Annotated in this window: 31 protein-coding genes; 29 read left to right on the plus strand and 2 right to left on the minus strand. The window is 31.5% G+C overall.

Features of this window, described 5'->3' with window-relative positions:
* Positions 1-49 precede the first annotated feature (49 nt).
* Together R3L15_RS09580 and R3L15_RS09585 are read left to right on the plus strand one after the other, a co-directional pair.
* The gene (locus R3L15_RS09580) at positions 50-1,792 is read left to right on the plus strand and encodes a hypothetical protein (protein ID WP_338731367.1); all 1,743 of its coding nucleotides are present in this window, start codon (positions 50-52) and stop codon (positions 1,790-1,792) included.
* 694 nt (positions 1,793-2,486) lie between these two features.
* Positions 2,487-3,221 carry a hypothetical protein gene (locus tag R3L15_RS09585; RefSeq protein ID WP_338731362.1) on the plus strand — a complete coding sequence of 245 codons (735 nt, stop codon included), beginning with the start codon at positions 2,487-2,489 and terminating at the stop codon, positions 3,219-3,221.
* A 502-nt stretch (positions 3,222-3,723) separates the two neighbouring features.
* Here R3L15_RS09585 and R3L15_RS09590 read toward each other — a convergent pair.
* The gene (locus R3L15_RS09590) at positions 3,724-3,924 is read right to left on the minus strand and encodes a hypothetical protein (protein WP_338731368.1); all 201 of its coding nucleotides are present in this window, start codon (positions 3,922-3,924) and stop codon (positions 3,724-3,726) included.
* A 212-nt stretch (positions 3,925-4,136) separates the two neighbouring features.
* Here R3L15_RS09590 and R3L15_RS09595 point away from each other — a divergent pair, with 212 nt between their 5' ends.
* The 18 genes from R3L15_RS09595 (at position 4,137) to R3L15_RS09680 (ending at position 18,172) form a co-directional block, all read left to right on the plus strand.
* Complete coding sequence (locus tag R3L15_RS09595) at positions 4,137-4,880, plus strand: hypothetical protein (RefSeq protein WP_338731370.1); 744 nt, start codon at positions 4,137-4,139, stop codon at positions 4,878-4,880.
* A 144-nt stretch (positions 4,881-5,024) separates the two neighbouring features.
* Positions 5,025-5,531 carry a hypothetical protein gene (locus R3L15_RS09600; protein WP_338731372.1) on the plus strand — a complete coding sequence of 169 codons (507 nt, stop codon included), beginning with the start codon at positions 5,025-5,027 and terminating at the stop codon, positions 5,529-5,531.
* 132 nt (positions 5,532-5,663) lie between these two features.
* Positions 5,664-6,284: a hypothetical protein gene (locus R3L15_RS09605; RefSeq protein WP_338731373.1), complete on the plus strand. Its 621-nt coding sequence runs from the start codon at positions 5,664-5,666 to the stop codon at positions 6,282-6,284.
* Between the two features lie 156 nt (positions 6,285-6,440).
* Positions 6,441-7,043: a hypothetical protein gene (locus tag R3L15_RS09610; RefSeq protein WP_338731374.1), complete on the plus strand. Its 603-nt coding sequence runs from the start codon at positions 6,441-6,443 to the stop codon at positions 7,041-7,043.
* 153 nt (positions 7,044-7,196) lie between these two features.
* A complete protein-coding gene (locus R3L15_RS09615) occupies positions 7,197-7,820 on the plus strand; it encodes a hypothetical protein (protein WP_338731376.1) in 624 nt (207 codons plus the stop codon).
* Positions 7,821-8,009: 189 nt separating this feature from the next.
* Positions 8,010-9,065: a type I restriction endonuclease gene (locus R3L15_RS09620; RefSeq protein ID WP_338731377.1), complete on the plus strand. Its 1,056-nt coding sequence runs from the start codon at positions 8,010-8,012 to the stop codon at positions 9,063-9,065.
* A gap of 157 nt (positions 9,066-9,222) precedes the next feature.
* The gene (locus R3L15_RS09625; protein WP_338731378.1) at positions 9,223-9,807 is read left to right on the plus strand and encodes a hypothetical protein; all 585 of its coding nucleotides are present in this window, start codon (positions 9,223-9,225) and stop codon (positions 9,805-9,807) included.
* A gap of 158 nt (positions 9,808-9,965) precedes the next feature.
* Positions 9,966-10,517, plus strand: coding sequence for a hypothetical protein (locus tag R3L15_RS09630; RefSeq protein WP_338731380.1), 552 nt, complete (start codon positions 9,966-9,968; stop codon positions 10,515-10,517).
* A 254-nt stretch (positions 10,518-10,771) separates the two neighbouring features.
* A complete protein-coding gene (locus R3L15_RS09635; protein ID WP_338731381.1) occupies positions 10,772-11,122 on the plus strand; it encodes a hypothetical protein in 351 nt (116 codons plus the stop codon).
* Positions 11,123-12,813: 1,691 nt separating this feature from the next.
* A complete protein-coding gene (locus tag R3L15_RS09640) occupies positions 12,814-13,479 on the plus strand; it encodes a hypothetical protein (RefSeq protein ID WP_338731383.1) in 666 nt (221 codons plus the stop codon).
* A 121-nt stretch (positions 13,480-13,600) separates the two neighbouring features.
* Positions 13,601-14,227 (plus strand): hypothetical protein, encoded by a 627-nt coding sequence (locus tag R3L15_RS09645; RefSeq protein ID WP_338731384.1) that lies wholly within the window; start codon positions 13,601-13,603, stop codon positions 14,225-14,227.
* Between the two features lie 148 nt (positions 14,228-14,375).
* The gene (locus tag R3L15_RS09650) at positions 14,376-14,816 is read left to right on the plus strand and encodes a hypothetical protein (protein WP_338731385.1); all 441 of its coding nucleotides are present in this window, start codon (positions 14,376-14,378) and stop codon (positions 14,814-14,816) included.
* A 129-nt stretch (positions 14,817-14,945) separates the two neighbouring features.
* Positions 14,946-15,317 (plus strand): hypothetical protein, encoded by a 372-nt coding sequence (locus R3L15_RS09655; RefSeq protein ID WP_338731386.1) that lies wholly within the window; start codon positions 14,946-14,948, stop codon positions 15,315-15,317.
* A 274-nt stretch (positions 15,318-15,591) separates the two neighbouring features.
* Positions 15,592-15,837: a PLD nuclease N-terminal domain-containing protein gene (locus tag R3L15_RS09660; RefSeq protein WP_338731387.1), complete on the plus strand. Its 246-nt coding sequence runs from the start codon at positions 15,592-15,594 to the stop codon at positions 15,835-15,837.
* 323 nt (positions 15,838-16,160) lie between these two features.
* Entirely contained in the window at positions 16,161-16,748 is a 588-nt protein-coding gene (locus R3L15_RS09665; RefSeq protein WP_338731388.1) for a DUF1643 domain-containing protein, read from the plus strand.
* Positions 16,749-16,755: 7 nt separating this feature from the next.
* Complete coding sequence (locus R3L15_RS09670) at positions 16,756-16,992, plus strand: hypothetical protein (RefSeq protein WP_338731389.1); 237 nt, start codon at positions 16,756-16,758, stop codon at positions 16,990-16,992.
* Between the two features lie 191 nt (positions 16,993-17,183).
* Positions 17,184-17,612 carry a hypothetical protein gene (locus R3L15_RS09675; protein WP_338731390.1) on the plus strand — a complete coding sequence of 143 codons (429 nt, stop codon included), beginning with the start codon at positions 17,184-17,186 and terminating at the stop codon, positions 17,610-17,612.
* On the plus strand, positions 17,609-18,172 hold the full coding sequence (locus tag R3L15_RS09680; protein WP_338731391.1) for a hypothetical protein: 564 nt from the start codon (positions 17,609-17,611) through the stop codon (positions 18,170-18,172). Before R3L15_RS09675 ends, R3L15_RS09680 begins: the two co-directional genes overlap by 4 nt.
* A gap of 176 nt (positions 18,173-18,348) precedes the next feature.
* On the opposite strand, the gene R3L15_RS09685 is transcribed toward R3L15_RS09680, so the two are convergent.
* On the minus strand, positions 18,349-19,218 hold the full coding sequence (locus R3L15_RS09685; RefSeq protein ID WP_338731392.1) for a DUF5694 domain-containing protein: 870 nt from the start codon (positions 19,216-19,218) through the stop codon (positions 18,349-18,351).
* Positions 19,219-19,357: 139 nt separating this feature from the next.
* Here R3L15_RS09685 and R3L15_RS09690 point away from each other — a divergent pair, with 139 nt between their 5' ends.
* The 9 genes from R3L15_RS09690 to R3L15_RS09730 all read left to right on the plus strand — a co-directional run bounded on the left by R3L15_RS09690 (position 19,358) and on the right by R3L15_RS09730 (position 26,009).
* Entirely contained in the window at positions 19,358-20,383 is a 1,026-nt protein-coding gene (locus R3L15_RS09690) for a histidine kinase (RefSeq protein ID WP_338731394.1), read from the plus strand.
* Entirely contained in the window at positions 20,380-21,072 is a 693-nt protein-coding gene (locus tag R3L15_RS09695; protein WP_338731395.1) for a LytTR family DNA-binding domain-containing protein, read from the plus strand. Before R3L15_RS09690 ends, R3L15_RS09695 begins: the two co-directional genes overlap by 4 nt.
* A 157-nt stretch (positions 21,073-21,229) precedes the next feature.
* Positions 21,230-21,658: a hypothetical protein gene (locus R3L15_RS09700; protein WP_338731396.1), complete on the plus strand. Its 429-nt coding sequence runs from the start codon at positions 21,230-21,232 to the stop codon at positions 21,656-21,658.
* Between the two features lie 186 nt (positions 21,659-21,844).
* Positions 21,845-22,357 (plus strand): hypothetical protein, encoded by a 513-nt coding sequence (locus R3L15_RS09705; RefSeq protein WP_338731397.1) that lies wholly within the window; start codon positions 21,845-21,847, stop codon positions 22,355-22,357.
* A 161-nt stretch (positions 22,358-22,518) separates the two neighbouring features.
* Positions 22,519-23,244 (plus strand): lysozyme inhibitor LprI family protein, encoded by a 726-nt coding sequence (locus R3L15_RS09710; RefSeq protein ID WP_338731398.1) that lies wholly within the window; start codon positions 22,519-22,521, stop codon positions 23,242-23,244.
* Between the two features lie 155 nt (positions 23,245-23,399).
* Positions 23,400-23,999: a hypothetical protein gene (locus tag R3L15_RS09715; RefSeq protein ID WP_338731399.1), complete on the plus strand. Its 600-nt coding sequence runs from the start codon at positions 23,400-23,402 to the stop codon at positions 23,997-23,999.
* A gap of 141 nt (positions 24,000-24,140) precedes the next feature.
* Positions 24,141-24,614, plus strand: coding sequence for a hypothetical protein (locus R3L15_RS09720; RefSeq protein WP_338731400.1), 474 nt, complete (start codon positions 24,141-24,143; stop codon positions 24,612-24,614).
* A 154-nt stretch (positions 24,615-24,768) separates the two neighbouring features.
* The gene (locus tag R3L15_RS09725) at positions 24,769-25,368 is read left to right on the plus strand and encodes a hypothetical protein (protein WP_338731401.1); all 600 of its coding nucleotides are present in this window, start codon (positions 24,769-24,771) and stop codon (positions 25,366-25,368) included.
* 134 nt (positions 25,369-25,502) lie between these two features.
* The gene (locus tag R3L15_RS09730) at positions 25,503-26,009 is read left to right on the plus strand and encodes a hypothetical protein (protein ID WP_338731372.1); all 507 of its coding nucleotides are present in this window, start codon (positions 25,503-25,505) and stop codon (positions 26,007-26,009) included.
* The last annotated feature ends 134 nt before the right edge of the window (positions 26,010-26,143 follow it).

The following is a 26,143-nucleotide window of genomic DNA, read 5'->3' on the forward strand; positions in this document are numbered from 1 at the left end:
CTGATTGTTATACAAGACCGTTGTATGCAATGCGAAAACCACTTTAACTATGATGGGACATTTGATTAAGTATTCAGAATTCTACGCCTCAAATGCGCCCGAAAAACCAATTGAAATCCTAAAAGTTTTACCAAAAGAAGAAGTTCTCGCTACAATATCGGCGATTAATTCAAGATTAAAACCGATGGAGAAATCATATTTTGATGATTCAAGAGAAACACAAGTGGAATGTTTAAGGGTCTTATTTCTTGATAACCAAAATCATCCATCTCAATCTAATTGCACTCAATTTATATTTAAGTATCTCAAAACACCAAAAAATAATAATTTATTCTCGAGAGTAACCTGTTTATATGCATTTCAAGAAATAATTAATCACGAAGGTTTCGCAGAAGAGACACCAGAATACACTATCGCAAATCGAGAATTGATTTTGAAATATTTATTGATTGCCAACGAAAATATACTATCCTTTGACAAAGAATATAATGAAAATGATAGTAAAACATTAGGCGATAATTTCTTTGAATATTTTATGTTCAAAGAATTACCACACAATCAACATTACGCTACATCAAATTCAATAAATCTTTTTTACAAATCTTGGCGCTTATTTAAGTCTATAGACAATGACGAATTTTTTGGAGAGCATTTGAGGAAATATTTGAATGAGACATTTGGACTGGAAACCATATCTGACTTTTTCAAAAACCAAATGTATTCGTATTTCAAAAGCTATGATAAAAAATTAAAATTGTGCTACATTAATATCAAGAAGACCGAAAAAGATGCTATCAAAATATTAGATAAATTAAGTGAAAAGCAAAATATTCCACTTCCAGATAAAACAGATTTACGGATATTTGAGTTTCTGAATATTAAGAAAAGTCCGTTATATAAAAATGCTGGAAAAGACGGAAAGGAAATTATCACATACTTAGTTCTTGACAACACCTTGCTTATTGAAAAAACATACGCCTTATTTATAAACGACTTCTGGTTTGACTACTTAAAGCCAAAAAAAATATGCAATAGAACTGATTGGGGAAATTTTATTGGTTCTGTTTTTTTCGAGCCATTTATTGAAGAAATATTAGAAAATTCATTTATCAACAATAAGCGCACTATATTTAGAACTACAGATGATTTGAAATTCAAAATTAATGGTGGTAACGAAATCGAATACGCAGATTATTACATTCGAGAAAGAGGTAATATTATCCTTGCCGAAGCTAAAAGTAATTATCTACCAACAATTCACGGATATAAAACTGTAAAAACGATAGATGATTACAATGCTCTTGATTTAGATAAATTCTATAAAGATTATGGCTTAACCCAATTAGCATCAAAAACAATAAAACTTTTTCACGAATACAAAGAATACATTAATGACAAAGCTTTTGATTTTGATAGGAAAGTGAAACTATTTCCTCTTTTAATATTCAATGATCCAATTTTTAGTTCTGGTTTAGCTTCTTTTGCATTCAAACAGAGATTTGAAAAATCTTTAAAAAAAGAGAATATCAAAATTGAAAGTGATAAGCATAAGATAATGCCTTTGACAATTATAAATCTTTCAAATTTTCAAGATATGGAACAATGTTTACAAGATGGAGATGAGAATCTATTTAATATTATTAGACATTCTCATTCAATATCGCACAAAAAAAGAGTGGCAAGCGAAGGTTCATTTGTAGTTCTCAAAAATATTGAACATTCAATAAATAAGTTGATAAAATCCAAACTAATTTCGGATAGAATTATTAGTTTATCTTGGCTGGAAAATTAGTAAAGCACTGCATACAACAACGGCTATAAGCAATTGGGGTTTAGGTGCTTAATTAAGAATAACGTAAATAAAACAAAGGTCAGTGCTAAACTGAAAAGTTAGGTGTTAAATCCCCAACTGCTCATAGCCACGACCGTTACCTTCAATTGCTCCGAAAAAAAAATGCGGATAAAATTGATTGTTTTTCTCTTTAAAAACTCCACTACCCTGCCAAAGTTGCAACATCTTTAAAACAGTAGCGGATTGAAAAGAAAAACGGATAAATATTGATAAAATGATTTTGATTAGCGGATAAAAACTAAAGCACAACGTGGATTTGAATAGCACAAAACTAATATAAACAAAAGCATAACGTGGATTTGAATAGCAAAACGCTGAAAAAAATGCAGAACGGAAAAAACTTAAAAAGCACAACGCTGATTTAAACCCTAAAAATAAAAACCCGTTTTCTATAAAAACATTAGAACTAGCGGAAAATTAAAAGCAACCCCTAAAAAATAACCACCATTGATAGAATAGCAGAGCGTGCCAAGCAGAACGTGTCGCAAAAAAAGGTAACAACGGTTATAATTCATTGCTGCGGAATTTTCTACCGAAAATTCCAGATTTTTTACTAAATTAGTTTCTCAAACGGAAAGAATCCTGCGGATTTTTCCGCAACGAAATCATAACCAAGACCGTTGGCATTAATTTAATGAAGAACATTTTAACATACATTTCATTAATTTTCATATTTAGTTGTACTTCTACAAAACAGAAAGAAAAACTAATTGGAAATTGGTATTCAAATAGTGATGACAACTATGGTTTTTTTGAGTTTCAGTTTTATAAAGACTCGCTTTTTATTTATGATAAACTTGGAAAATCTTCTGCACTATGGAAAGTTAATAAAGACAAAATTCACTTAACCGGCATAAACGGATTTACTAATAAAAAGAAATTAACGTATTCATATAATTTAAATAAATCAAACGAACTTTTAAATCTTAAACTTTTAGGGGACACCATAATTCAACTTCCTGAATTGAGGAAAGCTAAAAATGCATTTGATTTTTTAAAAAAGGCTATCGATTTGGAAATAGAATTACCTAAAAGCAAAGAACAACTAAAGAGCTTAAGTCAACCTAAAAGATTAAACTTTAACATCTATGCAGGGTTTAAAAATAAAAAACTAGTCGTAAAAACTGACTCGGCTTCTGACTTGAAAAATTTAGAAAAAGATGTAATAAAATTTAAAAATGACACAAGAAACGAACTAAAAAAATTTTTAAGATTCAACTTAATCGCTGACAAGAAAATAACTCAATCTCAAATAGACTCTATAAAAAATCGACTAAAAGAAACATCTATAAAAATTATTTTTAGAACTTATAAAAATAGTCAAATCGACTACAATGATAACACGCGATGGTATGGGAAAAATGAATAAAAAACTAATGCCAACAATGTATAACCGCAATTACGGCGGATTCGACTACGTCCGAATCCACTCGGAATTGCTAAAGTCTGTGCCAAACCGAAAATTAACGCATATTAACCCGTAACTGACGGTTATACGAGACCGTTATCAGCAATAACAAACCTCAACACAGCACCTCAACTGCGCCACGCTTATTTCGGTGCGTGTTTCGGAATTGATACGAAAATCCGCATTTTTGCCAACAAAAAGGCTACCCGATTTTCTAATTGCTGATAACGAGTCGCAGATACCAAAAGAAAAACCTTGCAAGGCTACGCCTTGACTTAATATTAATTAAAAAATTAAAATAATGAGAACAATTGAGGTTACTGGCACAAATAATCAAAAAATTACAATTATTATCGATAAAATCGAATATATAAGTCAAACGGTTGATGATAGTGACACCACTATTATTCAAACTAGTAGTTCTTTAATTAGAACTTATGAATCATACGAAAAAATAATACAATTAATTAATAGTTGATTTAGCATCTAAATTTTCACATAATAACATTAATGCTCTTTTACTGTCTTTTAGATTTTTGTCTTTTACGACATTGTAAAGTTCATTAATCAATTGTACTTGATTCTTAGATAATGGTGTTTCACTAGGTGAAACACTAATTTTTAATTTTAAATCCATAATTGTTTGCTTATTATTAATATTCATTTTTAATTCAATCTTTGTTTTTAACCGATAAAAAAGCTAGTTTGCGGTTAAAATAACAGCAGATAACATCAGATATGTTTCATTGCTACGCAATTGGTTTTTCTTTTGTTCGTTGCTCTTAAAACTTCTACCACTTTAAAGTAAACTTTACGTGGCACGTTTTCCGCAACGAAGCATATCTGCGACTCGTTGTGCATAATTAGATCAACCAAATGACAAAAAAACAAGAAAAGACTAACTGGAAACCTACGGACTCGCGATTTGTTGCTTTTTTAGATATTTTAGGATTTAAAGATATGGTAATGAGAAAATCTCACGAAGATATTTATCAAACTTTAAATCAAATATCAAAAAGTAAAAAACTTGTTGAAAAAGCGGTGGATTTAGATAAGGTTTCAAATGTATTTAATGATGCAGAAGTTTATGTTGTAAGCTTCTCTGATTCGATTGTGATTTTCTCAAAAAATGATAGTCTTGATAATTTGATTTATTTTTTATTAGCTACTCGATGGGTTTTCACAGGTGCGTTTAAAAAACAAATTCCTTTAAAAGGTGCTATTGCTCACGGAGAAATAAGTTTAAATAAAACAGAACAAATTTACTTTGGACAACCAATTATTGATTCTTACTTAATGGAGGAAGATGTAAATTATATGGGGGTTGTTGCCCATAATAGCATTGACAACTATATAGCGAAAATCAAAGAAGGAAAGGACTTAAAGCGTCTTGATAAAATTTTATTTGAAGAAAAAACTACTTTAAAATGTGGAAATATAACTCACACAAATTTAAATTGGTTTAAGATTATAAAACCAGAAGGAAAAGAGGAACCTGAAATCAAAGATATCAAAGAAAGGATTAATATTTTCAAACAGTCATCATCTGGTACAGCCAGAAAATATGTTGATAACACCTTAACGATGTTTGAAAAAATTGAAAATGACTTTATAAAATAACTATGCACAACAATGGCTATAAGTAATTGCTTGTTCTCGCCTACTTCTAAAAATCCTCGCGGATTTTTAGTTTGGTGTGTACTTGCAAAGTTAACTGCTAAACCACGCAACTACTCATAGCCGAGACCGTTAGCAAACATTTGAGTGAAAGATTGGAAAGAATACATAGAATCAACATTTAAACCGATTTCTGATTTCAAAATTGAGGATAAAACTCAAGTTGGAGAAATTGGAATTTATAGTTTGACTCACAATCTGACCGAGACAAGATTTGACTTTATATATCCTGACGAGGATTGGAAAAAAATCGGAGATGTCCAATTCTATAATCCTAAAACGAAAGGTTGGTCTGGAGAATTTTGGGAAGCGGAATTTAACAAAACGGAAAAGCAACGGCTGAATGAGTTTCTTGAACCTGCACTTGAAAAAGGCTGGTCGAGTAAAGACTTCTTCTTGAATGGAGAACATTATATGTCAAAAGTCTATTGGAATAAAAATTTTGAAGGGAATAGTTTTCGCTATTATTCAAATGGATGTATGGGATTATTGCTATTCCCTTTTTATTGGGCTATCAGAAAACTAATGGAATTGAATATTTTAAGTGGAATGAAAAAAGTAATAATTGAACCGATAAATAAAAACGTTTGCTAACAATGTATAACCGCAATTACGGCGGATTCGACTACGTCCGAATCCACTCGGAATTGCTAACGTCAGTGCTTAACCGAATATTAACGCGTACTACCCCGTAACTGACGGTTATACGAACCGTTGTACTGCATTATGAAATCGAGCATAACAATATATTTGACAGTTTTGATTTTGGTCGTTTCTTGCAAACAAAATGACAGAAAAAATGCTGAAAATAAAACAGACCGAAATCAAATTATTTTGGACTCAATTTATAGTGCAGAAAAATTTGATAGCATAAGAATTTATAAACCTTTGAGTTTAATTTATAATGGAAAACCGATTTTGAGAATTGGACAAAAAACATCTGAATTAGATTCAACACTTTCGTATCGGATGGACCCAAATATGGACTATCAAGGCTACGAATATCTAATTACGGACTATTTGACTACCGATGACAATTTATCAATCGAACTTGGAAATCATTCCTCATTAAACGGAATAGTATTTTTTTCAGCGAACAGAAAATCAAATCAAATTTTTAATGTTTCAGCGAGTTGGTATTTTGACTTAAACCAAGAAAATATGGAGCAAATTGCTATTGACTCAATTAAAAAACGAATATTTCCGATTTTAAAAGACAAAATCCAACTTAAAAATAACTGGAATTATGAATTTGAATCGGAAAGCCAAATAGAGAAATTTAAATTAATACAGAGAGAAACCGACAATGGTTGGAATCTGAATTACGAAGTGGAATTGAAAAAATAACGCAGTACAACAATGTATAAATTCAATTGCGGCTGAATTTCCTGCGGAAATTCATTGCAATTTTCTATCTTTCAGTCTCAATCGGAAAATCGTACCGATTTTCCGCAACTGAAATTTATACGCTAACGTTAGCTACCATTTGAAAAAAATCCTGAATTGAATAAGAAAACTAATTTTTTAAAAATGACCGCTTGGTTCTTACTTGTAGTAGGAATAATTCTTTTGATTCCAAGTTGGGGCGGAACAATAATTTTAATTGGAATAAGCATTATAATTTTTGTTTTGAACTTTATTTTTAAAAATTATTCAAACCGATTTAAAAACAATATATGCTTATCAATTTGGGTGATTTTGGGACTAACTATTTATCAATTGACAAAAAAAATTGTAATTCACACGTCTGGTGAACCACAAAATATTTATGTTGTCACTGGAATTGAAAACAAACCAAAAATTCACTCTTGGTGGAAATGGAAAAATAACATTACAATTGATACGACTTATACAATTTACACTTCTTCAAAAGGCAATGAAATTAAATTAGACAACGTAGAAATCTATGATGAAAATGGAAAAAGTATTGGAAATCGCGGAGCTGGAAGAGATATAAGTTATTGTGGAGAAAAAAAAGCTTTATTAAATTTTCAAACTATTTATTTATTCAGTCGAGAAAGAGATAGTATTGAATTAAAAAGAGGAAATGAATTAAGAAATGAATTAAGAAACGAACAGAAAAAAAGATGTAAAAACGGTAGCTAACAATGTATAACCGCAATTACGGCGGATTCGACTACGTCCGAATCCACTCGGAATTGCTAACGTCGGTGTTTAATCCAAAAATTAAGTAACTTTAAATCGGTAACTGCGGTTATACGAGACCGTTGTACCCAATTTAACCAGAACGCAAACTGAATGTATAGTGTCGAAGAAATAAGAGAAAACTACAAAGGATTTTCCGATTCAAAAATTGAGAATATTGCGAAAAAAGAATCGAAAGGTTTAAGAAAAGAAGTTCTCGGAATTTTAAAAGAGGAAATTGAGAAAAGGAATCTTGACAAAAACTTAATTAATTGGGTAGAAACTGAAACCAAAACTTACGACGGAATTGAACGCGATTCTCTAATCAAGAAAATCCAAAATCTGAATTGCCCAAAATGCTCTGAAAAAAAAGACCGCCTTTATGGATTTGAAATTAATAAAGTTGTTTCTGTTATACTTTTTGCAAACGACACACGGAATGAAAAAATATTGTGTTTAAGTTGCGGAAAAAAAGCAAAATTAAAAGCAATATTTATTACTTTTTTCGCTGGTTGGTGGTCAAGACGTGGAATTCTTTTAACACCTTGGATTGTAATAAAGGATTCATTTAACTTTTTGTTCATTAACAAAATAAGTGACAAAATAATTAATCGACTAATTGACGAGAATACTGGACATTTTCGGAGAAAAGGAACTGAAAACGGAACTTTAAATCGACTAATTAAAAGAAGAAACGAAAAGGAAATTTTAGAAAACGAAGGATATGATTTCACCTGATAAAAAACTGGGTACAACAATGTATAACCGCAATTACGGCGGATTCGACTACGTCCGAATCCACTCGGAATTGCTAACGTTTGTGCTAAACCGAAAATCATTAACTTTAAATCCGTAACTGACGGTTATACGAGACCGTTGCCCACAATTTGAAAAAAAACGCAGAAAAAAATCGAAACAAAATAATTTATGGAATTATACAACCAACTAAAAGGACTTGCAGATAAAGTCGAACAACTAAAAGACAAAATCGACACGGAAGAATCAACAAAACACGCTTTTACACTTCCATTTATTAATATTTTAGGTTACGACACCTTCAACCCGACCGAAGTCGTTCCTGAATTTACAGCGGATTTAGGACTGAAAAAAGGCGAAAAAGTTGATTATGCAATCTTTCAAAACGAAACACCAATTTTAATTGTTGAGTGCAAACATTGGAAACAAAATTTAGATGTTCATAATTCCCAACTTTTTAGATATTTTCACGTAACAAAAACCCGTTTCGCACTTTTGACAAACGGAGTTCAATACCGATTTTATACCGACTTGGAAGAAACGAACAAAATGGATGAAAAACCATTTTTGGAATTTGACATTACCAAACTAAAAGAAAGTTCAGTTAAGGAAATTGAGAAATTTCATAAATCAAAATTTGACGTTTCAAAAATTGTCGATAATGCAAGTAATTTAAAATACACTCGTGAAGTAAAATCGTTAATTGACCAAGAACTTTCCGAACCTTCGCAAGAATTTGTAAAACTTTTTGCCAATAGAGCTTATGGTGGACGTTTGACTTCAAAGGTAATGGAAGAATTTACAGAAATCGTTTCAAAAGCATTCAATCAAACAATTAGTGAAAAAGTAAACGACAGACTAAACTCGGCTTTAAACAAAGAACAGGAAAAACAACAAGCCGAAGAAGAAATTGTGGAAGAACCCAAAAGCAAAGTAGAAACTACCGAAGAAGAAATGGAAGCCTATCAAATAGTTGTTGCTATTCTTCGCAGAAAAATTGGAAAAGAAAGAATTGTTCACCGAGACACACAATCTTATTTTGGGATTTTATTGGACGACAATAATAGAAAACCAATTTGCCGACTTCACTTAAACGGTGGAACAAAATATATAAGCCTTTTTGACCAAGACAAAAACGAAAGTCGGGAAAAAATAGAAACTGTGGACGACATCTACAATTTCGAAAAACAACTTTTAGAAACAATTAATTATTACGATAACGAATAAAAAAACTGTGGGCAACAATGGCTATAAACAATTGGGGCGAAAGTGATAAAACGAAACTATAAACATAGAAACAAAGGTCGGTGCTAAACAGAAAAGTTAGGGCGTAAAACCCCCAACTGTTCATAGCCGAGACCGTTACCACACATTTGACAAAACAATGATGAAAAATATTTTACTTATTTGCTTATTAGCATTTAGCTTTAACTCTTTTGGACAAAATAGCTACCGAATTGAAAACCAAATTTGGAATTACATTAAACCATCTGAATATATTTCGAGAGTTGACAACTTTGAAAAAGACAGAAAAACAGGAGAAGAATATGTAAAAAAACAAAATGACGGAACTACGCTTTCGACTGATGACAAGATTCTTTTCTCGATAGCTAAATCGGATTCCACACAAATAAATATTGTTTTAGCGAGTTACAAAGGAAATGGAAATATTGAAAGGTTTACTTTAAAAGGCTATGCTGAAAAACTCGGCGAATATTTCAAAGTAAATCCGAAAAATGATGACCCGAAAATAATTGTGAATGTAAGTGTTAGTGAAGTAGTTATTGACCAAACGAAATTTTATTTAATAAGTAAAACTACTAATTACACAGAACAGAATTACTCATATACATCTGACTATTATGTTAGTGAAATTCAAGGAAAGGAATTCTCAATTGCAGCAGTTTATGACAATGAAACTGACAAACAGAAAATTGAAAAATCTATATTGGAATCAACATTTGAATAAAAACGTGTGGTAACAATGTATAACCGCAATTACGGCGGATTCGACTACGTCCGAATCCACTCGGAATTGCTAACGTCAGTTCTTAACCGAAAATTATTAACTTTAATCCCGTAACTGACGGTTATACAAGACCGTTGTAGCACATTTAAGAAAACCCAATGGCAATAAACCAATTTCTAACATTTGTACTTCCAAAAAAGCCGATTGAAGAAAAATATGGCGGAATACCAAAACAACTCGAAATTAAGCACGCTGAATGGGAAAAGTATTGGGAAAACTACGATATGGAATTGAACGATACGCCAGAACCTGAATTTAAAGATGCGATTTCAACAAAATGGTGGAAAGGAATTGAAATTGATATTGTGGAACTGAGAAAAGACATTGACAAAATAATCACTCGTGCGGAATGGAATGGCGGAACAAGTTGGAAAACAGAAAAAGCGGAATTTGACCACGATTTAAGCATAGATTTTAACGACAAAGAAAATTACATTGAGGATTTTCGATTTCGGACTGACTTAACCGACTCAACTCTGAATTTTATAAAATCAATATTGGATTTATGCGACAGAAACGAATGGATTTTAATGGACGACAAAGGGAATTTGTGCGAACCGAAAATTCAAAATTTAGCGGAATTAGTTAAAGATTCAGACGCGGACAGATTTTTAAGAAATCCGACTGAATTCATTGAAAATATAAAATAAAAAAACGTGCTACAACAATGTATAACCGCAATTACGGCGGATTCGACTACGTCCGAATCCACTCGGAATTGCTAACGTCTGTGCCAAACCGAAAATTAACGCTTATTAACCCGTAACTGACGGTTATACGAGACCGTTGCCATTAATTTAAAACCACAGTCCTGAAATCAATATTTGCCATATCATTAAGTCTGACTTACCTAATCTTTAATCTGAATAGTGAAATAAAAACGACTGAAATACAAAACACGCGCTTGACTGAAAAAAAAGATTGCGGAATTGAAAACGTAACTCTGAAAACTGAACGAATTGAAAAGAAGCGTAAGTTTTTATTTTGGACTTTAAGACATAAAAAAGTAATTGTGACTGACCGAATTATTGACCAAAATGGGAATCAGGTTTTTGAGAAAAAATCAGTTTTTATAAGCTCAATGGACGCTTCTGATACAAGAAAATTTAATCGGATAAAAATTGTTGGAAATGAAATCTGGATTTTTAATCACGGAAAAAATTATGATAAAGACGGACAAATAAAAAAATATAATTATTGCGGAGAATTTATCGGAACTAAAACTTGGGAAGATGGAGATTACTATGAAATATAAAAAACTAATGGCAACAATGTATAACCGCAATTACGGCGGATTCGACTTCGTCCGAATCCACTCGGAATTGCTAAGGCTTGTGTTTAATCCGAAAATAATCGCTAATTTAACCCATAACTGACGGTTATACGAGACCGTTAGCTTTAATGCTGGAGCAAGTTTGCGGTTTGAAAAAAGCCTGGTTTATTTTTCGATTTTTTTTTAGAATTTTAAGGTAGATAAATCAGAAAAACTGTGTGCGGAATTTGAAAATTTTCGGAATTATCACTCAAACGTGGAATGAAAAACAACAGCGGAATTGCTTACTCAAACTCTGAATTGAATTACGGTTGACTTTTTAGCTTGTTTGCGCAATCGGAAGTGGAATAATAACGCTGGAATTACTCACTCAAACCTGAATTAAAAAACGGTCGGAATTTGAGCAAGTTTACGAATGAACTAAAAACGGAAATTAAAGAAATTGGAATAAAATGCTGACCGAAAAACAAAAAGCGGAATGAATTATAAAAGCACTAAAAGCTAACAACGTGTATAATTCATTACGGCGGAATTTCCTCGCGGAAATTCCAATCATTTTTGCTATCTTTCGTTCTTAATCGGAAAAATCCGCTGGATTTTCCCGTAACGAAATCATACACAAACACGTTAGCTAAAATACGAAACAAAAATCAGCGAGTTCAATTGAAGATTGTGTTTTTTTTTCGAGTTTTACCTCAAATCTGAAACTCAAAGTTTAATGGAAAACTCACTCAATTCGCAAAGCAGAAACGGATTAAATTGACTGAAAATCTTTGCGCGGAGAAATTAAAAATTAAATAAAAAAATTAGAACTCGATGGACTTAAACTTACTCGGTTCGATAAATTGGAATGGATAAATCTTTGCGGATAAAATTTTCTTAGCACTACTCTATTTTTAAAATCTTTGCGGAGAAAAAGTAAAATTCGTTTTCAAAAAAATATTAAAGTTCGGCTGATTAAAACGCTCAGAAACGATAAAGTGGAATCGACAATCCTTATGCAAAAGTACTTTAGCTAACAACGTTTATCTTCAATCGTGGTGTCGTGTCCTGCGGACACGAACGCTTACGCGTCAAAGTCATTTCTTTTTACTATCTTCATTTTCTAATTTCCACAACTGAAAGATAAACAAGACCGTTGGTAAAAATGCATAATTACAGCGTGGTAAACTTCAAGTTTCATTTCCAAAACAATCTCTTTCTCGGACGAAAACTTAAAGAAATTTGACGAATCTAAACGGATAAAAAATCACTCAGAAGAAAAGCTGTTTTGAAAAACTTTGCGCAGAGATAATTAAAAATCCTAAAGAAAATTTGAACTCAGCTAAAAAACTTACTCAAACTCGAGGAACCGAAACCGATAAATTGTTGCGGATAAAAATTTCTCAGCACTACTCTATTTTTCAAAACTTTGCGGAGAAAAAGTAAAACTAAAATACGTTTTCAAAAGAGAATTAAAACTCGGCTGACAAAGAACTTAAGAAACGATAAAGTGGAATCGATAATCTGGACGCAAAAGCACTTTAACCAACAACGTTTATCTTCAATCGTGGCTTTGTGTCCTGCGGACACAGACGATGGCGCGTCGAAGTCATTTCTTTTTACTATCTTCATTTCCTAAATTCCCACAACTAAAAGATAAACAAAACCGTTGCCAGTAATTTGAAAGAAAAATGGAAATTACTAAAAAAGAAGTTGAAGAATTAATTGAACTAGAAGAAGAAAATACTTTTAGTAAGCATCTAAAAAATGTAATTAACCGAGACTTTCGGAAAAAAGGAAAAATCAGTACGAACGAAATAAAATATTGGAAACAAGGTTTTTGGAATAAGACTATTTATCCAGTTTTCACATTTGAATTTAATAATGAAAATCATTTAATTAATATTTCAGACCAAATAAATCCTATTGGTAAAATCTTGAATATAATTATATTTCTTCCATATTCAATCTTGTTTTTGATTCCTATTATAAATGATTTTGAAATTTTAAAAAACTGGAGATTTATTTTAATTTTTGTAGTGATCTTAGCTCTATCAATTATCCTAATTAAAGGCGTGTACAAATTTGAAAAACAAAACCAGCTTGAATATATTATTGAGTTTTTAGATTTGGAAATTTTAGATAAAAAAAGGGGAAAAGAATGGACTTTAATAAAAATACTGACTCGAATTTTTACTTATCCTATATGCATCGGACTTATAATTTTAGCTATTTCGTCTCTTTTTCCTGATGGAGAAATAAAATTGGGGTTGATAAGTATTACTATAGCAGGAGCCTATTTATTTACTGATTTAAATATATTGTTAAGAAAAAAAACTACTGGCAACAACGTATAACAACAATTGCGGTTTTGTGTCCTGCGGACACAATCGCGCAAGCATAAAAGTCAGTAATTTTTGCTATCTTAATTTTAAACCAACCCGCAACTGATTGTTATACAAGACCGTTGTAAAACATATGAAAAAAGTCCTGCTAACATTTATAATCGGAATTTTAATTTGCTCTTGTTCAACTACTAAAATTGGAAACAAGACAAAATATTTCGATGAGAATAATATAGAAATCAGTAAATCTAAATTTAACCGAATTCGTTCAACAAATAAATTATTAGATATTCCCGGAGATTCTACAAATCATAAAAAATTGACTTTAAGAGAAAAACGTGGAAAAATAACAAATAGAGCTTTATTGGAATCACTACTTGAGAAAGAAACAAATCAAGAATTAGATTCTACAAAACCAATAGTTATAATTTATTATCCAGGAAAAGACCCTTGTAATTCAAGTGGTTCAGCTACAAAAGAATCAAGGAGAAATTGGTTCGGACAATTAGAGGATGGAATAAATCAAGTTGCTCAAACTAAACCGCTTTACATTTATAAAGATAAAGATGGTTTGGAAAAATATGATGGTGTTTTGACTTGGCACAAAGACCCAGAAGGAACAATTGAAAGGCTGTTTTTTAAATATCATTATCCTTGCAGTAGTTTTGTAGTAATATCAAAAGATGGGAATTACATTAGTTATTTAGGAGAATTCGGAAAACAATATGTTTGGGAAGCAACTCAACTTATGAATAAATAAATACGTTTTACAACACCGTATATAATTTATTGCTAGTTCTAGCCTACTTACGAAAATCCTCGCGGATTTTCTATTAGGTTTTTATTTGCTAAATTACGTGCTAAATCACGCAACAAACCATATACAAACACGTTGGCAATAATTTGAAATGACAAACAAAATCTGGAATTATATAAAGAAAAATAAAACTGTTTGTGTTCTGAATATCATTGTATTTCTGATTTTAGTCGTTCCCTACTCTTACTCTTTCGGAAATCAATACGAAACGGAAGAATTACATTGGACACAAAATTTTGTGTTTAAAGAAATTGACCTGATTATCTTTTATCTACCAATTCTGATTTTGACAATAGGATTTCAACTCACTAAAAAAGCCATTTGGAGAAACACACTTCTGATTTTGAATTTAGTTGTCTCAATTCTTTATTTTTTTGGAGCATTATATTCATTATCATTTCCGATTCAGGACTTTTCCCCTGGAATTGGAAATTTATTGATTCTTACTTTATTTCCTTTAATTATTATTATTTTTAAAATTGAGCAATATGAACGGAATAAAAACAAAAAAACTATTGCCAACAATGTATAACCGCAATTACGGCGGATTCGACTACGTCCGAATCCACTCGGAATTGCTAACGTCTGTGCTAAACCGAAAAATTTGCGTACTTTAACCCGTAACTGACGGTTATACGAGACCGTTACCTGCAATTAGAAGATGAAGAAAATTTATACAACTATAATCATAATAGGAATCATTGCCGAAATAGTTCTTTTATTCTTTTTTGACAAGAAAATTGCTGCTTATGGTCCTGTAATATTTTGGGGCATTGCGCTGCTCGGAATTCTTAATTACGGAGTGAATATTTTTAAATTATCAGACTCTGTAAAAAGAACAAAACCTGAACTGTATAAAAAACATAGTTTCGGAATTATGATAACTAGAAATGCCTTGTCGGACAAAGAATTTTTAGAAGCATTGGATGATTCCGAACAGAGAATAATTAAGAATAATAAAACAATATTCAAGTTTTTATTTCTATGCTTTGGGCTGTTTGCGATTTCCGCAATAGTAATTGTGTTAAAGTAAAAACCTGAATAAAATAAAAAAAGCAGGTAACACGGTATATAGCAAATAGGGCGTTTGGTAATTCACGAAAGTCCCGTGGTTATTTGAAACACCGCCAAATCGTTGATTTGGCTTTTAAAATGAATAAGATAAAAACAAAATACAACGTTTTGGCTCAGTGCGAAATTGAAAGTTCATCGCTTTCTACTGCCCTACTTGCCATATACTAAACGTTCTACGCAATTTGATACAAGCATTGTGCTGAACAGAAAATTGATTAATAAAATATAAAATTATGGAAACAACATTGATTCTCGGATTTGTTATTTTGACCATTATATTATGGTTTTGGGCAATTATTGACATAACAAGGTCGAGATTTAAAAGTCCGAATATGAATACAATTTGGCTTTTAGCTGTTCTATTTTTTCCAGTTTTAGGTTCAGTCTTCTATTTTCAATTGAGAAAAAAGTTTGTAACGAAAGAACCGAGAAAGTTTCAACCGAATTTTAACAGAACGGAATTAAAAACGACTGAATAAATAACTCTAAAGCGGAACTGAACGCTGAATTTAATATTGCGGAATTGTTACTCAGACGGAATTTATAAAAGTTGCGTAAAATTGAACTGAAAAAAGAATTTACACTTGCGGAATTTAGCAAGTTTACGGAATTGAAAACTGAACAAAAAATTAAGTGGAATAAAAAACTGCGTAGAACAACGTGTATATTCAATTGCTAGCTTCTAGGCTACTTTGGAAAATCCTCACGGATTTTCCATTTAGTAATTATTTGCTAAATTTAGTGCTTAAACCACGCAACTGAAACATACACAAAACCGTTGTGCAACATTAAAACCAACTAAATGAATAGTTCAAAAATTGAATGGATTTACCTAAATAACGAAGAAAATACTGAAAGATATATTTTAGGCGAAAACGGAAAAAATATTGTTGCGTGTATTGGGATTAACCCAAGTACAGCGGAACCGAATTCACTCGACCCAACTCTCAAAAAAGTAAAGCGTGTGTCGGAATTTAATGGGTTTGATGGTTGGATTATGTATAATGTTTATCCACAAAGAGCAACTGACCCAAACGATTTGGACGCTGAACTTAACAATGACAAACGAATTAAGAACAGCGGAACTATTCGACAATCAATTAAGCATTTAGGAATTGATACAATTTGGGTTGCTTATGGCGATTTGATTGAAATCCGAAATTATCTACCTTATTGTTTAGCCGATTTATTTATGAAATTAAGTGACCTAAACTTAAATTGGAAAATAATAAAAAACACAACTAAAAAAGGACATCCAAGACATCCACTATATCAAGTATCGGAAAGTGAGCTTTTGGATTTTGATATGAAAAAGTATATTAACGAGATAATCAAACCCAAAACGGCTGAATTTGACAAAATTTACGTTGACGGTATTGAACTTAAATAATTTATAAATGAGTGCATTAAATAATTTGATAAACCAAAAAGTTGTCGCTACAATTGAAGGTGAAGACAATGAATACCAAATCGAGGGAATTGTAACAGGAGTTGACGTTAATGATTTTTATTTCCACGAAAAAGGAGAGCCAATCTATATAAGTGTATCTCTAAATCCGAATGAAGATTTGCCAAAAGAAATTGATATGGAAGAAATGATGGAAATACCTTTAGACAGAATAAGAAAAGTGTAAAATAACGTTGCACAACAATGGCTATAAGTAATTGCTTGTTCTCGCCTACTTCTGAAAATCCTCGCGGATTTTCAGTTTGGTGTGTACTTGCAAAGTTAAGTGCTAAACCACGCAACTACTCATAGCCGAGACCGTTGTAAAACATAATGAAACAAACTTTAAGCATATTAATAATTCTTTTGACATTCCAAATGTCATTCGCTTGTAGTTGTGGAAAGTATCGGACTTTTATATCTGCGAGTAAAGACAGTGAATTGGTAATTAAAGCAAAAGTTTTAAAACACAATTATTACAACCGACAGAAGCAATCCGTTTCTAAAAATGAAATTGATGAAACTGAGTATTTCGGACATTCAATTCTTGTAGAAGTTCTGGAAATAATAAAAGGACAAGAAAAAAGAAAAACTTTTGAAATTTATGGCGCATCGGAATGGAAATACTCTTTGGATTACTGTAAAAGCAAAATTGACGGAATGGAAATTGATAAAACCTATGTTTTTTCATTATATCAATCTATAGAATCTAAACATAGTCAACCGAATGAAAATGAAGACGATTATTCACTTTATGCCTGTCAAGAATCGTACATCGAATATAATGACCAACCAAACATAAAATGAATAAATTCACAGTTCTTTTATTACTCATAACAATCGGAATTATTTCCTGTAAAAATTCAGGAAAGGAAATTGACAAATTGGAAATTGCTAAAGAATTCTACATTGCGATTGACAATTCAAATCCTTTAAAAACGACGGAATTAATAACCGAAAAATTTACGACCATTGACGACGGATTTGAACAAAAATATAGCGGAAATGAATACGCTGAATGGGTAAAATGGGACTCTGTATTCCAACCAACTTACGAAATACTCAAAATCGAAAAAGAAAATGGAATTGTAAAAGCTAAAATTTCAAAAACGGACAAGCGAATTTCCTTTCTTCATCACGAACCTATTGTTACGGACGAAATCATACAATTTGAGGGCAATAAAATAAAGAATATCAATAGAACTTCCGCTTCGTTTAACGTTGAAGAATTTGTTAAAAACAGGGATGAACTTGTAAATTGGATTACGGAGAATCAACCTGAATTGAATGGATTTTTGAATGACCAAACAAAGAGTGGCGGAATGAATTATTTAAAAGCGATTGAACTGTATAAAAACAAAAAATAACGTGCTACAACAACGTGTATAGCTCATTGCGGCTGAATTCCTAATCGGAATTCATTGCAATTTGCTATCTTTCGGTTACAGCGGAAAATCATAGCTGATTTCCCGCAACGTGCCATACACAAACACGTTGTGTGCAAGCGTAAGAACGAACGTCATAAAAATAATATTTCCGAAAATTATTCCCCTACATCTTCAAAATCGACTAACTCATATAACGGAGAACTTTGAAAGAAAAATTTAAGCAACGGAATGTGTGCCGTACCAAATAAAATCAATATTCTGTCGTTCTCGTCAAAACCTATTTTCTGAATATTTCGGTAAATCCTTAAATTTCTGTTTATCCAAAACATAGAAAGAGCATCAGCACCTTCAAAGTTTTCAGAATCAAATTGTCCGCCTTCAATGTATGAACCAAAATATCTGTCAATAACTTTTGCAGAATTGAGATATTTAAAACTTTCAAGCAACGTATGTTTAGTTCTCATTTCATCTTGATGTTCATATAGCTGATTGTATCGTTTATGAATATCATCATCGCCACCGAAATGATGTTTTTCTAAAATTTCATCAATGTAAGTTTTTGGAGAAAGTGAATCTTTATGGTCTCGTAATTCTAGAATAAGAGGATAAGCATCCACACCATAAATAGTGTCCAACTGAAATCTATCGACCAATCGCATTCCGATTTGACTTCTTTCACTAGCATATAATGCTTCTTCACCTTTTTTATATCTTTTTAAATTATTGATTAAATACCCCGTATTTCTTCCTGACTCGACTACAATTTTGGTAGGCATAAATTCTGCAAGATAATCAAGTAATTCTTTCAGTTCTGTCTGTCTTTTTTTAGAGTAAATATTGACTTTTTTTTCTTCATCCGTTTTATGAGCATCCAATCCATAATAACTGAAATGCCAACTTCCGACAAGTAAGACCTTGGGCAACTTTTTGTTTCCAACCAAAATAGAATCAGGGTTAGAAAAACTTTGTGCAAACCCTGTAAACATTGTTAAATAACAGGCCAATGATAAAATGTACTTTTTCATTGTTTTTAAATTTTAATACATCAAAACTCTTCAAAATTATTTCCAGTATTAAACTTTTTCGACAAACCCTTTTGAATCATCTACAAACAAAAAAACAAGTTTGTATTTATATATCTAATTTTACAGAAATTTAATTCTGATGATTAAGGGAACACTTACCGTTAAAAAAGAAATCATATTTCATATTGCCTTTTGGATAATTTGGTTGTATTTTAATATGACCTCAATGGATATAAACGGAGCGGTTTCTTTCAAAAAAGGGTTATTTCCTTGGACTTCATTGGTCGTGAATATGGCTACATTTTATGTAAATTACCTTGTCGTATTACCAAAGGTTTTTAAACCATTCGATTGGAAGAAATCAAGTTCAGGATTAATAGTTTTATTGTTGTTTTTTATTGGTTTCCGATATTTTATAGAGCAATTTATTTCACTTTTACTTTTTGATAAACAAAACTATTACAACCACAATATTGCCTATTATGTATATGACAATTTGTATTTTGCTGTCAAACCCATTTTGTTGAGTACAATATTTTGGCTTATTGTATTTATGATAAGGCTTTTGGAATACAACAAAATTATTTTGGGAGAAAATAAAAACACCGAAATCAAATTTTTAAAAGCGCAAATAAATCCTCATTTTGTGTTTAATACCTTAAACAATATTTATTCGATGGTTTATTTTAAATCCGAAAAATCATTACCTGCCATCGAAAAATTAAGTCAAATTATGCGATTTACAACGTATGAAACTCAAAAGGAAAAGATAAAACTACAGGACGAAATCAACTATATACAAGCCTATATTGAATTGGAGCAGCTACGTCATCAAGAACACGCATTTATCCATTTTCATACTGAAATCGAAAATGAAAATATTGAAATTCCACCTTATATTTTATCGCCTTTAGTCGAAAATGCACATAAACACGGAATAGCTTCTAACGAAAAACCAATAGAAATTCAACTTAAAGTAAGCACTCAAAAACTAATTTTTATATCACAAAACGAAATCGGAACTCAAAAAAAAGATAAATTAGGAGGAATTGGTTTGGACAACTTACGGAAACGTTTAGAAATTTATTATCCCAACTGTCATTCACTAAACCTTACAAATCAAAACAACAGATTTATAGCTAAACTTCAAATATGTTTTAGATGAAAATTAATTGCATTATATTAGACGATGAACCTTTAGCCGTAAAACTTATTGCTGATTATGCTTCAAAAATTTCCAAACTAAATGTTTTGTTTGCAGGTAGCGACGTGTTTAAAGCCATTGAGATTTTAAATAACAAAACAGTTGATTTAATATTTCTTGATATTCAAATGCCACAACTGACAGGAATTGAATTAATGCAATTATTCAACCAAAAACATAATTTCATTATCACTTCTGCCTATTCTGAATACGCTTTGGACACTTATCAGTTTCACGTTATAGACTTTCTATTGAAACCTATTACATTTAATCGTTTTTATCAAAGTGTAGAAAAATATAAGCGTTGGCAGGAAACTTTTCAGAACTCAAAAACAGAAGATTTTTTATTTGTCAAAGCAGACCGAAAACATTACAAAATCGTCACAAATTCTATTTTGTATATTGAGGGGCTTAGAGACTATATTCGCATACACACAGACACAGACAAACTCATCATATTGGAAAATATGAAAGATATTTTAGAAAAACTACCTAAAAATAAGTTTGTCCGTATTCATCGCTCATACATAATTCCACTAAACAAAATGAAAATTATTGAGGGCTACCGAATACAAATGACAAACGGAGAATATTTACCAATCGGAGAAACTTACCGAAATCTGATTAATGAATGGACGAATAAGAAATAACGCCATCACACAACAACGTGTATAACTCATTGCTAGTGAGAGCCTACTTACGAAAATCCTCGCGGATTTTCTATTCGTGATTTATTTGCTAACTTTAGTGCTTAAACACGCAACGAAATCATACACTAGACCGTTGCCAGTAATTTAAAAACCAATTATGATAAAAAAGATTTCGAGAATTTTTCAATCAATTCTGATTTTAATTGGACTTCAATCTTGCGGAGATATAAACACAACAAAGAACTTTGAAAACGGACAAAAAAACTTGGTTGTTTTCTCTGATTATGGGAGTAAAACAGATACAATAATTGAAAACGTGAATGAAGAACAGATAAAAACTATTATGAACAAAATCAATTGGAACAATTATCATATGGTTTATATTGAGAGAAATATTGGCGAAATGATTGGTGTTTTGGGCTTACTCAAAGATGACGGAATTACACCACCAGGACTAACTTCGACTTGGGATGAAAACGGAAAAATGTTAGTTATGAAGAATGACCCAAAAACTGCCGAAGAATTAACTAATATCCTCATTGCATATCTGAATGACGACAAGAATTTGAAAAATAAATATGAATAAAAACTACTGGCAACAATGGCTATAAACAATTGCTATTACAGGCTTATCTTGAAAATTCCTGCGGAATTTTCAGCTTATCGTGTACTTGCAAAAGTCCATGCTAACCCACGCAACTGTTCATAGCCGAGACCGTTAGGTATAATTGATATGAAACACACATTAATATTTTTTCTTTTGATAACAAGCTTGAGTTGTGCTCAACAAAAAGACACAAAAACTGACAAGGAAATAGCTTTAGAATTATGCGATGAATTCTCAAAACAATATTCTAAAAACAACAGTTATCAAAGTAACCGAATGATTTACATAAAAACCGTTCAAATTAAACTTGTGAATTACGATTCTGAAAAAGAAGAAAATATTTCAAGAAAACTTCACGAACTATGTCCATCATTTTTGGAATACTCAACTGTTGCGAGTAAATTGAAAGCTGAAAGCAAAGGACGACCAGATGCTTTTAAATTATGGGATATTTATATAAAAAGTCAAAATGATATTCCTTGGACTGAAAGTGAAAAAAAGCAATTTTTAGACATTTGTAATTATGCTCTCTCAAAAAGACCAAATAGCGAAAAATTGTGCGAATGTACAATTGACAAAATTTCTGAAAGATTAAGTGCTGAATATTTTCTTGGACTATCAACAAACGAACAAGGATATTTAGGAGGACAAGTTGGATATGTATATTGTTCTGAATAAAAAACAACTATACCTAACATTGGCTATAATTCATTGCGGTTGAATTCCTAATCGGAATTCAACGCAATTTTGCTATCTTTCGGCTACGGCGGAAAGAATCCTGCGGATTTTTCCGCAACGAAATCATAGCCGATACCGTTGGCAACAAGTTGAAAAAGACAATGAAAAACCTACTTACATTCATAATTCTGACATTTAGTTTTAGTTGTTTCTCGCAAACTCAAGCGGAAATGAATAAAGAAGCATATGCAGAATTTAACAAGTCCGACAAAACATTGAATGAAATATATAAAACCATATTATCTGAATATAAATCGGACACAATCTTTGTGCAAAGCCTTAAAAAATCACAAAGGCTCTGGATTCAATTTCGAGACGCAGAAATGGAAATGAAATTCCCAAATTACGCAGATAAAACATATGGTTCAATTCATCCAACTTGTAGAGCAGTTTACTTAAAAGAATTAACCGATAAAAGAATTGAGACTTTAAAAGAATGGGTTAGTGGAACTGAAGAAGGAGATGTTTGCAATGGTTCGGTAAAAATTATTGAGGAAATTGACTCTCAATATATGGGAAAAGCTTTTATCGAAAAGGACGGAACTATTTGGATGTCAGCAAATATGAAAAAAGACCATCGAATTTTCGGATATCAAGACAAAGACATTTATTCAGAAAAGATGATTTTATTATCAATATTCACAAATGAAGTCGAGAATAATCCTTTTGATTGCGAATATGGAGCCTTCTATGATACAAATGGAATGAAAGATATGGAGTTAAAGTATATCGCAACCGAAAATGAATTTTTGAAAATAGAAATAATAAAAAACGGAAAAACCATTGACCAAGTATATATGCTTAAAAAATGGTTCGAGTTTGAATAATAAAAACCAGTTGCCAACAATGGCTATAAGTAATTGCTTGTCCTCGCCTACTTCTGAAAATCCGAGAGGATTTTCAGTTTGGTGCGTACTTGCAAAGTTAAGTGCTAACCCACGCAACTACTCATAGCCGAGACCGTTGTAGCACATTTAAGAAAATGTATAGAATAATAATTATCATTTCGATTTTAACACTAACCATCAGTTGTAAAAGCAAAGTTGGTTGCGGAATTGACCCTTTAGTTATTAAGTCAAATGATAGTATTATTTCAAAAGTGGAATCTGATTCAATCGGACAAAAATGGTGGAATAATTATTTGACTAAAATAAAAGAGCCGAACTTAAAAACGGAATTGAATGAAAGCTATCGATTAATGATTTACAACTCAATGTGGGAATCTTCAAAAACTTATCGAATTTATAAAGATTCTGACTCTTACAAATTAGTTTTTAAAGAATTTGGAGGCGAACAAATTGAACGAAAAAATAGTACTCTGACCAAAAATACAGAAAGTAATATATCTAAAGAAAAATGGACTGATTTTCAAAACTTATTGGAAAATTCTGGATTTTGGAGCTTGCCTGTAACCATTGACCGAACTGGATTAGATGGAACTTCTTGGGTACTTGAAGGAAAAAATCCTGATGGAAATGATTGTACGAATAGAACATATCACGTAGTTGCAAGATGGCAACCTCTTGATACAATGAAAGTGATGGAATTGAATTATAAATTGATTGAAATAATAGAAAAATAAAAACGTGCTACAACAACGTGTATAGCTCATTGCGGCTGAATTCCTAATCGGAATTCATTGCAATTCACTATCTTTCGGTTACGGCGGAAAATCATAGCTGATTTTCCGCAACGAGCCATACACAAAACCGTTGCCAGTAATATGAAAAAACTGATTTACATACTTTTAGTTTTTGGATTTTTCCAAGGATTTTCACAAGAAATTAAAACTGTGTCTTTCTCGGAATTGGAATTTGAAATAAACAAAGACACTACGCAGATTAAAGCCAAAAAAGACGGAAAATATTTGAATGGAAAATATAAATTGATTTCGAATCCGGAAAAGGACGAGTACAGCCTAAACGAATTCAAAGATGGAAAAATAATTGGACTTCAAAAATCGTATCGCTACGGAACTTTAACAGGTACGAAAGAATTTAAAAATGGAATGCAGAATGGGTATCATATTCTTTACGATAAAGCAGGAAAAAATATAATGTGGAAAATCCATTATGTAAACGGAAAAAAACACGGATTAACTTGGTGGGCTGATACTGGAAATGAATATTACATAAACGGAGAAAAAGCCACTCAAGCGGAATTTGAAGAGTATGAAAAAAATAATAATCGAAAATAAATACTACTGGCAACATTGGCTATAAACAATTGCTATTACAGGCTTATCCTGAAAATTCCTGCGGAATTTTCAGTTTGTCGTGTACTTGCAAAAGTCCGTGCTAACCCACGCAACTGTTCATAGCCGAGACCGTTACCACACATTTGAGAAAAAAATGATATTCATCTTAATATTTTTTGGAATTTTAATTGGACTGAATTTAATACCAGAGCTGATTAAAAAAGAATATCCTAAAACTGAAAAAATTATTGCTCGAATTGTGCTTTATACGACCTTAATATTCTTGATTTTGATTTTATTATCGCTTGTTGGAATTACATTCAAAGGACAATATACGAACACAATAATCGGTCTGACTTTTTTAATATCAAGTCTTATTTATTTTGCAACGAATAAGAATACAAGGAATAAAATAATATCAATTGTAATTTTATTTCCATTGATTTTAGTTGGCTTCTACTTCCAGTTTTTTAATCAAAATTTAGGAACGTATAAAGTAAATGATGAATTGAATATAAAAATTAGCCAAGAAGGATTTTTGGCTTGTGGAGAAATAATTCGACTGACTAAATCAAAGTTACTGATTTTTGAAAAGGAATTGATTTATGACAGTAACCAATGTTTGAGAGGAATTGACAGAATTGAAACGATTGAATTTAATGATAAACGTGCTGAATTTTTAATTTATCACAATGGAGAAATGGATTCTGAAAACCCTTATCATTACGAAATTGAAAATAAAAACGTGTGGTAACAACGTATATAATCCATTGCTAGTGAAGGCTTACTTACGAAAATCCTCGCGGATTTTCTATTCGGTTTTTATTTGCTAAATTACGTGCTAAACCACGCAACGTATCATATACAAAACCGTTAGCAAACATTTGAGTGAAAGATTGGAAAGAATACATAGAATCAACATTTAAACCGATTTCTGATTTCAAAATTGAGGATAAAACTCAAGTTGGAGAAATTGGAATTTATAGTTTGACTCACAATCTGACCGAGACAAGATTTGACTTTATATATCCTGACGAGGATTGGAAAAAAATCGGAGATGTCCAATTCTATAATCCTAAAACGAAAGGTTGGTCTGGAGAATTTTGGGAAGCGGAATTTAACAAAACGGAAAAGCAACGGCTGAATGAGTTTCTTGAACCTGCACTTGAAAAAGGCTGGTCGAGTAAAGACTTCTTCTTGAATGGAGAACATTATATGTCAAAAGTCTATTGGAATAAAAATTTTGAAGGGAATAGTTTTCGCTATTATTCAAATGGATGTATGGGATTATTGCTATTCCCTTTTTATTGGGCTATCAGAAAACTAATGGAATTGAATATTTTAAGTGGAATGAAAAAAGTAATAATTGAACCGATAAATAAAAACGTTTGCTAACAATGTATAACCGCAATTACGGCGGATTCGACTACGTCCGAATCCACTCGGAATTGCTAACGTCAGTGCTTAACCGAATATTAACGCGTACTACCCCGTAACTGACGGTTATACGAACCGTTGTAAGCAAGTTA

This window comes from Mangrovimonas cancribranchiae (assembly GCF_037126245.1).
Classification (GTDB): domain Bacteria; phylum Bacteroidota; class Bacteroidia; order Flavobacteriales; family Flavobacteriaceae; genus Mangrovimonas; species Mangrovimonas cancribranchiae.